Source organism: Maritimibacter sp. DP1N21-5, assembly GCF_019218295.1.
Lineage (GTDB): Bacteria > Pseudomonadota > Alphaproteobacteria > Rhodobacterales > Rhodobacteraceae > Maritimibacter.
This window is the reverse complement of the sequence record NZ_JAHUZF010000006.1, coordinates 1,493,501-1,508,492: the sequence shown is the minus strand read 5'-3', so window position 1 is coordinate 1,508,492 and position 14,992 is coordinate 1,493,501. Positions and strand designations below refer to the sequence as shown.

Here is a 14,992-nt window from a genome sequence, read left to right as displayed (position 1 = left end):
ACATAATTTCATCAGTTTCGCCCTCGTTCGCCTTGAACGGTCACGGTTCGGGAAAGAGCTAGGCAGCGCCGCGGCACTGTGAGCAGCGTTGCGCGACCGATGTAGCAAGACCCATGTCCGAATCAATTTCCGAGAACCCGTTGCACCCCAAGTCATTGACCCACTCGTCACTGGGCCACTTCCTCTGGATGTTCGGCGGCGGAAGCGTTCAGGCGATCCTGAAGATCCTCGTCCTCATGATCCTCTCGCGGCTGCTGACACCGGCCGAGTTCGGGCTCGTCGCCGCCGCAACCACCATCGTCGCCCTGGCCGAAGTCTTCGGCAAGATCGGGATCGCCCCATCCATAGTGCAGGCACGGGTCCTAACGCCCGAGCATATCCGCACGGGAACGACGGCCACTCTGGTATCCGGCGTGCTGGTCGGGGTCGTAGTCTATGCCATCGCGGAACCGCTCGGCCGGCTCTACGCGATCGAGGCGCTTGCGCCGCTCGTGCGGGTCTTTGCCTTTCTCTTCGTGCTGCGCGCGCTCGGACTCGTGTCCGAGGCCCTGATCCAGAGGGAAAGCGGGTTTCGCGGGCTCGCGGTGATCACGGTGCTCAGTTACATGATCGGCTATGCCGGGGTCGCCATCGTGCTTGCCCTGCTCGGCTTTGGTGTCTGGGCGCTGGTCGCGGGGCAGATGGCGCAGGTGGCGCTACAGTCGCTGCTCCTCATCCATTTCGCGGGCTACCGGCTGCGGCCCGGCTTCGACTATCCCAAGTTCAAGGGCATGCTGCGGTTCGGCTTCGGCACGACACTTGCCCAGATCGGGAATTACGCTGCGCTCAATGTCGATTACTTCATCGTCGGCCGCGTTCTGGGGGTCGAGCCGCTGGGGCTATACTCGCGTGCCTACCTGCTCTTGTCGCAGCCCGCGAACCTCGTCGGGAACATGGCCGACAAGGTGCTGTTTCCGGTGCTGGCCTCGGTCCAGACGGATTTCGCACGGGTCATGCGCGCCTATGAGAAAACCCTCGCGCTGACGGCGATCACGCAGATCCCTCTCTCTATATATCTATGTGTCTACGGGCAGGAGGTCGTGCACTTCCTGATGGGCAGGCAATGGGGCGCTGCCGTGCTGCCGTTCCAGATCATGGTCTGCTCGCTCTATTTCAGGACGGCCTACAAGTTCACCGGAACGGTGTTGCGCGCTATCGGCGCGGTCTATCAGGCGGCCCTGTTGCAGTGGACCTATGCGGGTCTCGTGGCGCTGGGCGCGGTCGTCGGCGTGACATTCGGACTGACCGGCGTGGCGATTGGCACCACGGCGGCGGTGGTGATCTTTTTCTTCCTAGGACAGGTGCTTCTGGCCTTTCGGCATGGCCTGCTCATCGGGCAAAGCTTCTTCACGCTTCTGCGGCATATGGCGGTCGGCTTGGTTTACGCGATCCTGCTCTTTGGCTCGAGGCAGCTGGAAGAGCCGCTCGGGCTTCCCCCATGGGCGGGCCTTGCCATCGGGGCTGGCGTGGGCGTCGTGATCTATGTCGGGCTGCACAAGTTCTGGCCCCGTGCGCTTGGCCCCGAACGCGAAGCCATCGCGAGCCTTGCCCGTCGTTTCCTGCGTCGTTGACAGATAGAGAAAGAGAGGAGGGCAGGCTTGCCAATATTCAGGATTTCCGGAAAGACGATCCTCTTCCTTCATATTCCGAAGGCGGGAGGCACTTCGGTCGAAGAGTTTCTGGCGCAGCATTCGGGGGAAAGCTTCCGGATGACGCTTAATACCGAGCGTCTGCCCTGCGTCCCGCAGCATTTCCACGGCGAGATGATCGAGAAGCTCTTCGCACCTGATTTCTTCGACTATGCCTTCAGCGTCACGCGTAATCCCTATGCTCGCATCCTGAGCGAATATAATTACCGCATGCAGCACCGGCACAAACCCTATCGCTGGTTCCCGGTGCCCAGTTTTGAAACCTGGCTCAAGACGACGCTGGGCCGCTACCGCCGCGATCCTTATGTCTATTCGAACCATATCCGTCCCCAGATCGCCTTTCGCATCGCCGGGAGCCGGTCGTTCCGGCTTGAGGATCAGATCGGGAATCTGATGTCCGAACTGGCCGAGGAGACGGGCGTCGATGCGCCGCCCGCGTTGCCTCATGCCAATCGCTCGACCAAACGCGCCACGGCGATGACCGAGGCGGCTGCGCAGCTGATCCAGGATTTCTATGCGATGGATTTCGAGACTTTCGGCTACAGCCGGGACAGTTTTCGCGACCTTTGAGCGGTTCCTGCGCTGCACCTGCATCGGCGGATTTCCGGCCACGATTCGCATCGAGACAGGCGGGAAATGGCTGAAATTTCCACAAAAATGCCATAATTCATCAAACACTTCGCCTAAAAGGTCAGCAATTGCGACGCGTTTATGTGCAGACACCCTGGCCAATGCTGCGCTGCCGCAAGAAAAACATAGTTGTGCCCGGGATATTGCATTTTTGCCTTCCCGTCCGCGCCATCTCGGCGCAGGTTTGACTTGAGGATCGGTTTCACCCGGCGTGTCGAGGGGTCGGCATAACGGGCGAAGAACCAAGATCGATCCCTAATACTTCGTTCCGGAGCGTAGGGGTGCGTGTCCGGACAATAAAACAATAATAATCACACGTATATGCGAGGAACCGGCAACCCTTTTCGGGTTTCTGGTCACACTTGAGTTTTGTCCGGCTGTGCGGGTCTGCGCCGCGCCGTCGAGCCTTTATTGATGCCTGGAGTGCTGCTGAAATGAGCGACCTGACCGACACTGCTTTGTCCAAGACGCCATTGTTTTCCTGGAGAGCGACGAAGGCAGATTCCCGCACGCAAGTGACTGCGAGAATAGCCTCGCGCCCCGATGTGAACCGCTACGACCATCCTTCCGCAGGCGGGGCGCCTTTGAGCCCCGTTCTGGATGGGGCGCAGGACGGTCGTTTGACGATTGCCGATGTTACCGTGCGCGAGGGCGCCATTACCGAGCCGTCTTCCATGATGCTGACCGTGGGGTCAGCTGACGTCGCCCCGAGCCGGGTACGGCCCTTCGGCCTGCCCAGCCGGTCGCTCCGGTTCCGGATCTCCAAGCGCTGCATCGACATCGTCGGCTCCGGTATCGGCCTTGTCCTTCTGGCGCCACTGCTCACGGGATGCGCCATCGCCATCAAGGCGACCAGCCGCGGTCCGGTCTTTTTCCGGCAGGATCGCTATGGTCTCAACAGTGAGTTGTTCAGCATTTACAAGTTCCGCACGATGCACACCGACCTTGGTGACAAGACTGGCGTGCAGCAGACCACCAAGGGCGATCCCCGCATCACCAGGGTCGGGGCCTTCCTGCGAAAGACCTCCTTCGATGAGCTGCCGCAGCTTCTGAACGTGCTCTTCGGGCAGATGTCGCTGGTGGGTCCGCGCCCGCATGTGCCGAACATGATCGCCGCCGGGGTCCGCTATGAGGACTTCGATGCGCGCTACCTCGACCGCCACGCCATGGTGCCCGGGATCACGGGTCTGGCCCAGGTCACCGGTTTTCGGGGTGAGACGACAACTTATGAAGCTGCAAAGGGACGCATCAACAAGGACATCGAATACTGTCAGACCGCGACGATCGCGACCGACATCAAAATCATTCTGAAAACCATTCGCTGTGAATTTTTTAGCGGGAGCGGCTTCTGACCACACGCTTCTTCACGGTTCGCCCCGCTAGCGCGAATTCATCTGAAGAACAGGAGGTAGAGACCCAACAGAGTTAATATACACGAACCCCAAAACAGCAAATTCTTCAAGGAGACGAACATCAATCTCCGGTTCCGCGATGACCCTGTGTCATACCCGGCCGATTTCCCTCTCGATACAGGCTGTGAATGAGAGGCGGCAGGCGCAGATTTCGCTTCCCCGACGACTGGTTGTGACATGGTGTTCGTCCTCCCGAAGGTTAAGGGAACAATGCTGAAGCTACGATTCAAGAGAAACCCGGCCGCTCACTGGCCATCCGTGCCGTCTTTTGCCTCAGGTTCGATTACCACAGAACACGGCATTCTGGCAAATTTTGGAGACCGGAGGGACACCTTTGGGACAACATGAACACGGGTTCGCGGCAACCGCGCAACTCTCGCCCCTTGGACCGGCGTCCGAACGCGGCGTTTTCATGCCCGCCGGGTCCGATGTCATGGCCCGCGCGGCGAGACCTCCCATGGTCGCCGTCGTCGGCTTGCGGGGCATCCCGGATATATCCGGCGGGATCGAAACCCATTGCGAATACCTGTTGCCCAAGATCGCGGATGCGGCGCGTGGCGAGCAGTTCGTCGTCGTGGGACGTCGGCCGTCCATGGGGACGCTGACGCTCAGACGACGGGGAAACCTGACGGTGGTGCCGCTCTTCGCCATGAAGAACCGCTACCTTGAAGCGATTTCGAACACCTTTGTTGGCGTGCTGGCCGCGAGGCTTCGATACCGGGCGAAAATCGTTCATCTGCACGCCGTCGGACCGGCGCTCATGGCACCACTGGCGCGGCTCCTCGGAGCGAAGGTCGTCTTCACCCATCACGGCGACGACTACCGGCGCGCGAAATGGAACCGATTTGCGCAAGCCGTGCTCAAGACCGGGGAAAGGGTCGGCGTGCTCGCCTCGAACGAGGTCATCGCGGTGTCCTCCTCGCTGGCGGAGCGTCTGAAGGCGGATTATCCAGGCAAGGCTTCGTCGATCCATTATATTCCAAACGGGGCGGATCATATATTGGACGAGACCCGACATGAAACTCGACCCGTCGACGACTGGCTCGCGGATCACGGGCTCGTTGGGCAGCAGTATATCGTGTCGGTCGGTCGGCTGGTGCCGGAAAAAGGCTTTGCGGACCTGATCCGCGCTTACGCGATGGCGCGCCCTTCGTCGAAACTCGTCATTGTTGGCGGCCCCAGCGGGTCGAACCATGACAAGGAAATTTTCGACCTTATCCGGTCGGAAGGCGTCACCGAGAATGTAGTCCTGACAGGTGCGATCCCCCGCGAGGGCGTGGCGGCGCTTTTGTCCAAGGCATCGCTCTTCGTGCTGGCCTCGCATCACGAAGGCCTGCCCATCGCAGCGCTCGAAGCGAGCGCGATGGGAGCGCCGATCCTTCTGTCCGACATTCGGCCCAATCTCGATCTCGGGTTGCCAGCGCATCACTACGTGCCAGTTGGCAATCCAGCGGCGTTTGCGGCGCGACTGACGGGGCCTTGGGACGACCTGCGCGCGCAGACGCTGATCGAGCGGTTCAACTGGACGCGGATCGCCGAGGAGACGGCCCTCGTCTATCGCCGGCTGGCGGAGTGACCGATGACCGAAGGCCGGACCAGCAGCCGTGACGTGATGCGAGGTCGAGACTTCACCCGGCGATCGGTGCTGCAAACGGTCCTTGTGGCCGGGATCGGCCTTCTGGCGCGGCCCGCCGTGGCCGTGGCATGTGAACCGGTGCCGCCCCTGCGCCCAGATCTGCGTGCAGACAGCGGTCAAAGACTATCGAACGTGAGCGAGGTCAGAATTGTTTGAACCTGTGAACATCGGCACGGCCGAAGACGATGGCAGCGGTGACAGCCTGCGGGACGCCTTCGAGAAGCTGAACCGCAACTTCACGCTTCTTTCGGAGCTCATGGCTGATGTAACGGCCCAACTTGCCGACGCGAGGGCTGCGCAGGCGCCAGAATGGCCCGGGTCCTTCGTCGCGCGGCATGTGACCGATGTGGCGCCGGATACCGCGCCGCCGATGCTGGGCGCGCTCTGGGTCGATACGGTGGAACGGGTCGTTTACGTGTCGACCGGGACCGGGTCGGTCTCGGACTGGATGCGGCTGAACACGGACAAGAGCTGAACCATGGCGTCGGTTGCCCATTTTGCGGACACCGGTCTGGCGGGCACACCCTGGGCGGCGCCCAAAGGGTTGGCCGGGCTGGGAAAGTCGCTCACGAAAGGCTTGCGTCCCGGGGACGAGGTTCTGATCGGGTTTCGGCCGGATGTGGAAAGTCCTTTGTTCTGGCGTGAGACGCAGGCGGTTTTTTCAGCAAAGGGGACGGTCGATGAACCGGCCCGGATCGCCTTTGGACTGATGGAGGAGACCGGAGGGACCGTTCCGGCGGGCCGGCACCATTGGCCTCTGACCCGACGAGAACGCTTGCCTTTCCCGGCGCAGGCCTCGCCTGATCCGACCGGCAAACCGTTCTTCGTGCTCGAAGGTCCACAATACCTCGATGTATCGGGGCCCGTGCTGGATGGGGCAGGGGCGAAAGGGTTTTTCAGGCTCGCAGGAATTGGCGCGGGACTTCGGTTCTCTGACGTCCATGCGCGCATGGTTGGCCGAGTCTTCGAGACGGAGGAGGGAGCAAGCTTGTCCGGTCTCGAGATCACCCGTTCGAGCGGTTACGGCCTTATCCGGGGCTTCGCCCGGTTTCATGACCTGTCCGATGCGCTTTTCGCGGATCTCGATCTTGACGCCGCCGAGATCGACGGCGGCGGCACGCGCGTCTGTCAGATCATCTCGATCGTTGCAGGACAGGACCTTCGCTTCGAGCGCGTCCACCTGCGAAACGCCGTGAACGCGATCAATGCGGAAGAACGCGGCTCGTCCTATGTGCAGGGAGACGGAGTCGTGCTCGAGGAAGACACCGCGCGGGCCACTTTCGTGGATTGCCACGCGCGGGACTTCGGCGACGCCGGGTTCGACCTGAAGTGCGACGGCGTGCAGCTTGAACGATGCTCCATGCGCCGCTGCAAATACGGGGTGCGGGTTTGGCGGGACAATCCGGCCAACCTGCTCGACATGTGCGTCATCTCCGATCCCGCCCCGCGTCCGGAAAACGCCGCCGCCTGTCTTTGGCTGGGCGGGCAGGTGACGCTCCGCAGTTGCAGTCTGGCCACCGTGCCGGAGGCTGCAGTCATCCGCTTTGGCGAGGGTCCCGATACGAAGACCCGCGTCGCGCATATGATTGGCGGACAGATCGACACCAGCCGAGGCGGCGCGTTGCTTGCGGGCGAGGCCGGACGGCTGATCCTAGAGGATGTGGTTCTGGACGGGACGCGGTATTCAGGCACCGCCGAATGGACTGGCAGCCGTCTCGTGCTGTCTTAGGGGCCCCGAGGCTAGGCTTCGGGTCCTCGCGGTTCCCAGAGCTGGATCGGATTGCCTTCCGGGTCGGTAAGACTCGCGAAGACGCCATTGGGGTAGGTCTCGGGGTCGACTTCGACCGAGATGCCTGCGGCGCGAAGGTCTTCGACCGCTTCCGGGAGATCGGGCACACGGAAATTCAGCATGAATTGCCGGTCCGGCGCACCGAACATCCCGGTGTCTTCGGGAAAGGGCGCAAATACCGTCACCCCTGCCTCCTGACGCCAAACGGCGCCGCCGTAGTCAGACGGGACCTGGAGAATGCCGAAGTGGTCTTCGTACCAGAGTGCCAGCGCGCCCGGGTCCTTCGACCGGAAGAAGAACCCGCCAATGCCCGTTACCGTCGCCATCCGTTTTCCTCCGCGCTGTCCCGGCCAGTTTGGCCGAAACCAGCACCCCGGCGCAAGAAAAGTGAAACTGCGGCGGCGTTCCGCGCGTATCTTCCCCATATGAGGAGACGTGACATGAAGCAATTTCTGGTCATCTGTGCCTTCAGCTTGTTGACCTTGCCCCACGCCCTACGCGCCCAGATGGCGCCTGACAGCGCGATCGAGGCGGTGATATCGAACCAGTTCGACGCCTTTCTCGACGAGGATGTGGACAAGGCGTGGACCTATGCCTCGCCCACGATCCAGGGGATGTTCCGCACGCCCGAGAATTTCGGGAACATGGTGGAGAATGGTTATCCCATGGTCTGGGCCCCGACCTCGACCGAGTTCCTCGAGCTTCGAGAGGAGGCCGGTGGGCTATGGCAGCGCGTGCAGGTGGGAGACATGTCCGGGACCGTCCACTTGCTCGACTACAAGATGGTCGAAATTGACGGGTCCTGGCGCATCGACGCCGTGGTTTATCTCGAAAGCGTCGGCGTCGGGGTCTGACCCGCTTGGGCAAGTGCTAAGTCCAACGTGAGTTGAAGGCGCGAGCGTCGCCAAGGCTCTTGCAGCAGCCTGCGCACGCCTCCCTCAGACACGGTTAATGCCCCATTGATAGCCCTTGTCCGAACCGCGCGGTGCCATGCCGCGCGGGTGTTGCGACATGAAAAGGGGCTTGCCATGAACGTTTCGATAACCCGGGGTCTCGACCTGATGCCGCCTGCCTTCGCGGAGGGGCTTGGCCAGTGGTCGAGCGGCAACGGCACGCCGGGGTCTGCGACCTATGACGGGGCTGCCAACGCGGCCTATGTTCCCTCCGATCAGGATTTCGGCGGTTGTATCGAACTGCTCAAGACCGAGGCGACGCAGAAGCTGCGCTGGATGGGGCAGACGCCGATCCTGCCGGGGACCTACCTGCGCATCACCGCCCGCGTGAAGATGATGAGCGGCATTTTCCCCGAGGTGCGCGTGGCCGGCTATGCGTTGAACGGGGCAGGGGTGCACATCGCCGGGCTGACCGAGGTCGCGGGCTCCGCCACGCTCGACACCTACGGCAAGATCGCGACGGTGATGGGGATCGTGGGCACTGGGAACCGGACCGGTGTCGACATGATCTGGCCCACCGCGACCTATGGCCATTTCGGGATCGACCTCGTCGGGGGATCGGGCGGGATCGTGCGGGTCGACGACATCACCATCGAGGACGTGACCGAAGCCTTCCTACGCGACATGATCGACGCGGTCGACGTGCGCGACTTCGGGGCCGTGGGGGACGGGACGACCGACAACCGCGCCGCCTTTGCCGCCGCCGATGCCGCCGCCGATGGCCGCACGATCATGGTGCCCGATGGGAACTATTTCATCGCAAGCACCCTCACCATCACCAACAAGATCCGCTTTGACGGGACGGTGACGATGCCCGCATCGGCGCGGCTCGTGCTCCAGAAGAATTTCGATCTCACGACCTATATCGACGCGTTCGGGGACGAAGTGCTGGCCTTCAAGAAGGGCTTTCAGGCGCTCATGGACTACTCCGACCATAACGGCTTCGACCTCAAGGGCCGCAAGATCGACGTCTCTACCCCCATCGACATGCGCGACGCGGTGAACGACACCGGCACCTTCCTGATCCGCCGGGTGCTCAGGAACGGGCAGTTCAACCTGGTGGACGATCCGAGCTGGGCACCGACGGTGCGGACCTCTCAGGCGAGCTACAACGCGAACAATCCGCGTGTGCTGACCAACGTGGTCAACGCGTCTCAGATCGTGCCGGGCAGCCAGGTCACCGGGGCAGGTGTTGGTCGCGAGGTCTTCGTGAAGGCGGTCAACGTCGCGGCGCAGTCGCTGGAGCTGAGCCAGCCGCTCTACGGGCCGGCGGCCACCCAGAGCTATACCTTCACACGACACAAGTATTGCCTTGATTTCATGGGCTTCGACAACCTGCGTCGGCTGACCTTCTCTGACATCGAGTTCCAGATGAACGGCTATGCCAACGGGGTTCTGCTTCCGGCAACGGGCGAGAACATCCAGTTCAAGGACTGTTTCTTCCTCAAGGCGAAGGAGAAATGCATCACCAGCCCGGGCCGTGCCTGTCAGGACCTGCACCTCGACCGATGCCAGTTCATCTCGAACGAACAGGGCACGGCGGCCACGCAGCGGGTCAGCGTGGGTGTGAACGTGAATGCCAACGACGCCAAGATCCGCGACAACCGGTTCCAGCGGATGGGCCTGTCCATCGTGCTGAACGGCACCGGCCACATGGTCACGGGCAACCACGTGTTTCAGGGCGACGACGAAACCAACGCGCCGCGCACGCCGGGGATCGTGTTCACCTATGAACCTGCGCTGGCCACGGTGACGGGCAACTACATCGACAACTGCTCGATCGAATGGACGAACGAACATGATGCCAAGCCGGACTTCGCGTCAGAGCTGAGTTTCAGCCAGATGACCGTGACCGGGAACATCTTCTATTGCTCGAACGCGATTTCGAGTTTCCGCTTCCTGCGCATCAAGCCCTTCGGGACCGGCCACTTCATCCTTGGCTTCCAGGTCAACCAGAACGCCTTTTTCGCGGCAGGCGGCAATATCGAGCGGGTCGAGGAATGGGACACCACCCATGCCCCGGCCGACTACTGGCGGTTTCGCAACATCAACTTCGAGCGCAACAACTACTCCGGTGTCACGCAGGCGACGGCGAGCCCCGTCACGCTTGAATTCGCGCAGACCTCCAACGCCGCGACATGGACCCTCGATCCTTCCGGCTATCTGCCCTTTGGCGGCAATGCCCGCATCGTGAGTGCCTTGACCAAGGTCGATGCGATCCAGAACGGATCGAACGCGGTGGTGGACAGCATGCCCTACGTCAAGACGAACCAGGGCGCGGCCTACAAGCTCGTGCAACTTGTCTGGCCGCAAGCCTGTCGCGGGACCGTGGAATGCACGGTCCGGGTCGACCGGCCGCTTTGACGGGGCATCCCCGGCGAAGGCCGTGATTTCTTTCGGCAATGCAACGCCCGGTCCTCGTGACCGGGCGTTTTCTTGATGCGTGTCAACGCGCCGGGCGCCCAAGGCGCCTAGACTCGTCACATCAGACAGGAGCCTTTCATGACCGATACCGCCATCGACGGCCAAGCCGCCGAAGTCACCGAATTTCCGCGCGTCGCATCCGACATCATCCGCCAGACCTTCGAGAACGGGGAATACCCCTATGAGGGCAAGATGGGTTCCTCCGACTACGAGGCCCAGAAAGCCGCGCTTCAGGCCGAGCTTCTCAAGGTTCAGCGCTGGGCCGGTGAGACGGGGCAGAAATTCGTGCTGCTCTTCGAAGGGCGCGATGCGGCCGGAAAAGGCGGCACGATCAAGCGGTTCATGGAGCATCTGAACCCGCGCGAGGCGCGTGTGGTGGCCTTGGGCAAGCCGACAGACCGGGAACGCGGGCAATGGTTCTTCCAGCGCTATCTCGAACAGCTTCCCACGGCGGGGGAAATGGTCTTCTACGACCGAAGCTGGTACAACCGCGCGGGTGTCGAACGGGTGATGGGGTTCTGCACCCCCAACGAATACCTCGAATTCATGCGGCAGGTTCCCGAGCTTGAACGGATGCTCGTCCGCTCTGGCATCCGGCTTTACAAATACTGGTTCTCCGTGACGCGCGAAGAGCAGATGAAACGTTTTTCCGCTCGCGAGACCGACCCCCTGAAGCGTTGGAAACTGTCGCCCGTCGACAAGGCATCGCTTGGCAAATGGGACGACTACACCGAAGCCAAGGAGGCGATGTTCTTCTACACCGACACGGCGGATGCGCCCTGGACCATCGTGAAATCCTCGGACAAGAAGCGCGCCCGGCTCGAGGCGATGCGCCATTTCCTTTCGACGCTCGACTATCCGGACAAGGACCGGCATATCGCCGTTGCGCCGGACCCGCTGATCGTCGGACGGGCGAGCCAGGTCATTCACGGATCGGAGCATATCCTCGGGGCGAGCCTTCACCCCGAGCAGCGGCGGGGAGCCAACGCAAGCTAGGGCTTTGACTTCAACGGCCGGTCGGTCACTCTGACCCAGGGCCCTTCCATTTCCTCCCTTGGGCCCGGGGAAGGGAGGTTGTCCATGCGCCGTCTGAAAAGCGTTACTGCCCTCGATGATCTGGGGCGGGTGCGCCTGTCGCAGAATTTCTGGATGCGGGAGTTCCTCTATTCCGAGGTGGCCAATTTCCATGGCATTCCCAACCTGCCCGAGGATCCCGATCTGGCCATAGCGGCGGGCCGGAAGCTCTGCGAGGAGTTGCTGGAGCCGCTCTTCGCGACCTTTGGGAAGATCTGGGTCCGGTCCGGCTATCGCTCGCCCGCGGTCAACGGGTTCTGCAACGACCGGCAGCGCGAGGGCAAGGCAGGCTACCCCTGCGCATCCAACGACCGGAGCCGCGCCAATCATATCTGGGACCTGCGAGATGAGGGGGGGCACATGGGGGCCTGTGCGACGATCGTGATCCCCTGGTTCGCCGATCGCCACGACGCGCGCGACGAGTGGCGGCGCCTCGCCTGGTACGTACACGACCATTTGCCCTATCATGAGCTTTTGTTCTTTCCGAAGCTGGCGGCCTTCAACATCGGCTGGCACGAACGGCCCTTGCGCCGGATCGACAGCTACATTGCCCCCCGAGGCACCCTGACCAAGCCTGGCATGGCGAACCATGCGGGCCGTCACGACGACTGGTATCCCGGCTTTCCCCGCTTCGTCACAGTTGCGGCCGAGGTCAGCGCCCGACCGCCGACAGGATCAGACGCATAACGCGCAAGACTGGTCAAAAAGCTGCATCTGCGGCTATTGTTGAGCAAAATGGAAACCGCGTCCGCAAAGGATGCGCGAGCGAAGAGGGCAGGAATGAACCGAATGACGATATCGCGCCGCAGTGTGGCCTTGGGCCTCGTGTCGCTGAGTGCGCTCTCCGCCTGTGGGCGCAGCCCCCGTGGCGCGGCGCTGGCCGGGCCGGGCGACGCACCGCCGCCGCGCCCGGCACCCTCAAGTGCGCCCAATGCAGGCTTCGACGGCTGGGTGGCGAGCTTCAAGAACCGCGCGGCGTCGCAAGGCTTCACCCAGGCGCAACTCGACAGTGCCTTCCGTGGGGTCGGCTATCTTCCCAGCGTCGTCGCCAACGACAACAAACAGTCCGAGTTCACCCGGACCCTTGAGGATTACCTCGCCATCGCGGCCAGCGACGAGCGCGTGTCGAACGGACGCGCGAAATACCGTCAGTTCGGCTCGGTCCTGTCGGGTGTCGAAAGCCGCTACGGAGTCGACGCCAAGATCGTCGCGGCGGTCTGGGGCATGGAATCGAGCTATGGCGCACGCCGCGGCGAAACCCCGATCGTCAGCGCCATGGCTACGCTCGCCTATGACGGGCGCCGCCGGGATTTCTTCGAGCAACAACTGTTCGCCGTCCTGAAGATCCTCTCTGCCGGTGACACCACGCCGGACCGGATGATCGGGTCCTGGGCGGGGGCGATGGGGCATACGCAGTTCATGCCGACCTCCTATCTGTCCTACGCGGTCGATTACACCGGCGACGGACGGCGCGACATCTGGAGCGACGATCCCTCGGACGCGCTGGCCTCCACCGCCAACTACCTGAAGAAATTCGGCTGGACCAAGGGCCAGCCCTGGGGCGTCGAGGTGAAGCTTCCGGCGGGTTTCGATCGCTCCAAGGCCGGCTTCTCGATCACGCGTGCGCCTTCCGACTGGGCTGCGATGGGCGTTCGCAACATGGACGGGGCGACCGTCGGCAATTTCGGCGCGGCCAAGGTGATCCAGCCGGCCGGCGGCGGCGGCCCGGCCTTCATGGTCTTCAACAATTTCGAGGTCATCAAGCGCTACAACAACGCCACTTCCTACGCGATCGGGGTCGGCCATCTGGGCGACCGGATCGCGGGCGGCGGGCCGATCCGGGGGTCCTTCGGGCCCGATCCGCAGGGGCTCACGCTCGATGACCGCAAGGACATCCAGCGCCGCCTGACGGCCAAGGGCTTCGACACCGACGGCACCGATGGCGTCATCGGGGCCAAGTCTGAAGCCGCGATCCGCGCCTTCGAGGCGGCCAACGGCATGCCCTCGACCGGGGTTGCGACCAAGGAACTGCTGCTGCGACTCGGCGGCCGACCCGGCTGATCACCCGATCACCCGGGCCAGCGACCGGCGCCAGCCGTCGGCCTCGGTGAACCGCGCCTTCAGCGCATGGTCGAGGTCGGCAATCTCTGCCTCGTCCATGTCATGCCACAGGACGATCCCCTTGCGGCGCAGGTGCGCGGCCTCCGGGTGGTCCTGAGCGTAGGGGGCGGGAACGCGCCTGAGGTGCGGGTCGTCCGTGGTCCAGCCCGCCGCCCGGAGCGCGGCAACCTCGGCCAGCACGTCGTCGCCCCGCGCGACGGCGGCACGCCATTGGCCAAGCTTGTCTTTGTCCATTGTCATCGCACCGATCCCCACCTTGCAATAGTCCCGGCTCGCCCCGAACAGAAGGCACACCGGCGCCCCGGTCATCGACCATTGCATGTGCAGGTGGGTGTTGTAGGGCGTCTTGTCCCCGGAGAACCTGATGTCCCTGTGGATGCGGTAGAGCTTCGGGCGCACCGTCACCCCGAGCACGCCATCGCACCAGTCGGTCATACGCTCCAGAAGCGCCTCGGCGGGCGCCTTGACCTCGGTGTCGTAGAGGGCCTTGTGCGCGGCGAACCAGTCCCGGGTGTTCTGGGCGGCGAGATCGGCGAAGAAGCAGCGGGCCTGGGGGATCAACATGTCTTGCATCGGGGACCTCCTGCGACCATTGGGCCGGGTTCCGTTCCCCTTGGCAAGGGGGCTTCGCGTTGCTAGCTGCCATCAGGACAAAAGGAGATGACCATGTGGAACGAACGCTTCGCGACGCCGGACTATGTATTCGGCACGGCCCCTTCGCGGTTTCTGGTCGAACAGGAGGATCATCTGCCGAGCGGGGCCTCGGCGCTGGCCATCGCTGACGGCGAAGGGCGCAATTCGGTCTTCCTTGCCGAGCGCGGGCTTCACGTTACCGCCATGGAGGCCGCGCCCAACGCCATCGCGAAGGCGCGGAAGCTGGCCGCCGCACGTGGCGTGACGGTCGATTTTCAAGAGGCCGACATCTTCGACTGGGACTGGGCGCCTGGCCGCTTCGACCGCGTAGTCGGCGTGTTCTTCCAGTTCATGGGACCCGAAGCGCGCGCGGAGGTCTTCGAGGGCATGAAGCGGACCACCGCGCCGGGTGGGCTCGTCCTCATTCACGGCTATACGCCCGAGCAGATTGCCCATGGCACGGGCGGCCCGAAGGACCCCGAGAACCTCTACACCGAAGACCTGTTGCGCGAAGCCTTCGCCGGTTGGGAGATCCTGCGCCTTGCCGCCTATGAGGCGGTGCTCGACGAAGGGTCCGGGCACGCGGGGCGCTCTGCGCTCATCGACCTGATCGCGCGCAAACCCGGCTGACG

Annotated in this window: 14 protein-coding genes; 12 read left to right on the top strand and 2 right to left on the bottom strand. The window is 63.0% G+C overall.

Going from position 1 to position 14,992, the window contains the following annotated elements:
* The first annotated feature begins 113 nt into the window (after positions 1–113).
* The 6 genes from KJP29_RS15125 to KJP29_RS15100 all read left to right on the top strand — a co-directional run bounded on the left by KJP29_RS15125 (position 114) and on the right by KJP29_RS15100 (position 7,095).
* Positions 114–1,610: a lipopolysaccharide biosynthesis protein gene (locus KJP29_RS15125; RefSeq protein WP_218464361.1), complete on the top strand. Its 1,497-nt coding sequence runs from the start codon at positions 114–116 to the stop codon at positions 1,608–1,610.
* 27 nt (positions 1,611–1,637) lie between these two features.
* The gene (locus KJP29_RS15120) at positions 1,638–2,258 is read left to right on the top strand and encodes a sulfotransferase family 2 domain-containing protein (RefSeq protein WP_218464360.1); all 621 of its coding nucleotides are present in this window, start codon (positions 1,638–1,640) and stop codon (positions 2,256–2,258) included.
* 494 nt (positions 2,259–2,752) lie between these two features.
* Complete coding sequence (locus tag KJP29_RS19340) at positions 2,753–3,670, top strand: sugar transferase (protein ID WP_255553628.1); 918 nt, start codon at positions 2,753–2,755, stop codon at positions 3,668–3,670.
* A gap of 517 nt (positions 3,671–4,187) precedes the next feature.
* Entirely contained in the window at positions 4,188–5,306 is a 1,119-nt protein-coding gene (locus tag KJP29_RS15110) for a glycosyltransferase family 4 protein (RefSeq protein WP_218464359.1), read from the top strand.
* A gap of 208 nt (positions 5,307–5,514) precedes the next feature.
* Positions 5,515–5,841 carry a hypothetical protein gene (locus tag KJP29_RS15105; RefSeq protein WP_218464358.1) on the top strand — a complete coding sequence of 109 codons (327 nt, stop codon included), beginning with the start codon at positions 5,515–5,517 and terminating at the stop codon, positions 5,839–5,841.
* 513 nt (positions 5,842–6,354) lie between these two features.
* Positions 6,355–7,095 carry a hypothetical protein gene (locus KJP29_RS15100; RefSeq protein WP_218464357.1) on the top strand — a complete coding sequence of 247 codons (741 nt, stop codon included), beginning with the start codon at positions 6,355–6,357 and terminating at the stop codon, positions 7,093–7,095.
* 11 nt (positions 7,096–7,106) lie between these two features.
* On the opposite strand, the gene KJP29_RS15095 is transcribed toward KJP29_RS15100, so the two are convergent.
* Complete coding sequence (locus KJP29_RS15095; protein ID WP_218464356.1) at positions 7,107–7,481, bottom strand: VOC family protein; 375 nt, start codon at positions 7,479–7,481, stop codon at positions 7,107–7,109.
* Between the two features lie 114 nt (positions 7,482–7,595).
* Between KJP29_RS15095 and KJP29_RS15090 the strand changes: the two genes are divergently transcribed.
* The 5 genes from KJP29_RS15090 (at position 7,596) to KJP29_RS15070 (ending at position 13,667) form a co-directional block, all read left to right on the top strand.
* Entirely contained in the window at positions 7,596–8,009 is a 414-nt protein-coding gene (locus KJP29_RS15090; RefSeq protein WP_218464355.1) for a DUF4864 domain-containing protein, read from the top strand.
* A 174-nt stretch (positions 8,010–8,183) separates the two neighbouring features.
* Positions 8,184–10,472: a glycosyl hydrolase family 28-related protein gene (locus KJP29_RS15085; protein ID WP_218464354.1), complete on the top strand. Its 2,289-nt coding sequence runs from the start codon at positions 8,184–8,186 to the stop codon at positions 10,470–10,472.
* Positions 10,473–10,610: 138 nt separating this feature from the next.
* On the top strand, positions 10,611–11,528 hold the full coding sequence (ppk2, locus tag KJP29_RS15080; RefSeq protein WP_218464353.1) for a polyphosphate kinase 2: 918 nt from the start codon (positions 10,611–10,613) through the stop codon (positions 11,526–11,528).
* A gap of 84 nt (positions 11,529–11,612) precedes the next feature.
* Positions 11,613–12,293, top strand: coding sequence for a hypothetical protein (locus KJP29_RS15075; protein ID WP_218464352.1), 681 nt, complete (start codon positions 11,613–11,615; stop codon positions 12,291–12,293).
* 102 nt (positions 12,294–12,395) lie between these two features.
* On the top strand, positions 12,396–13,667 hold the full coding sequence (locus KJP29_RS15070; protein ID WP_218464970.1) for a lytic murein transglycosylase: 1,272 nt from the start codon (positions 12,396–12,398) through the stop codon (positions 13,665–13,667).
* On the opposite strand, the gene KJP29_RS15065 is transcribed toward KJP29_RS15070, so the two are convergent.
* A complete protein-coding gene (locus tag KJP29_RS15065; RefSeq protein ID WP_218464351.1) occupies positions 13,668–14,300 on the bottom strand; it encodes a TIGR02453 family protein in 633 nt (210 codons plus the stop codon).
* Positions 14,301–14,387: 87 nt separating this feature from the next.
* Between KJP29_RS15065 and KJP29_RS15060 the strand changes: the two genes are divergently transcribed.
* Entirely contained in the window at positions 14,388–14,990 is a 603-nt protein-coding gene (locus KJP29_RS15060) for a cyclopropane-fatty-acyl-phospholipid synthase family protein (protein ID WP_370630879.1), read from the top strand.
* The last annotated feature ends 2 nt before the right edge of the window (positions 14,991–14,992 follow it).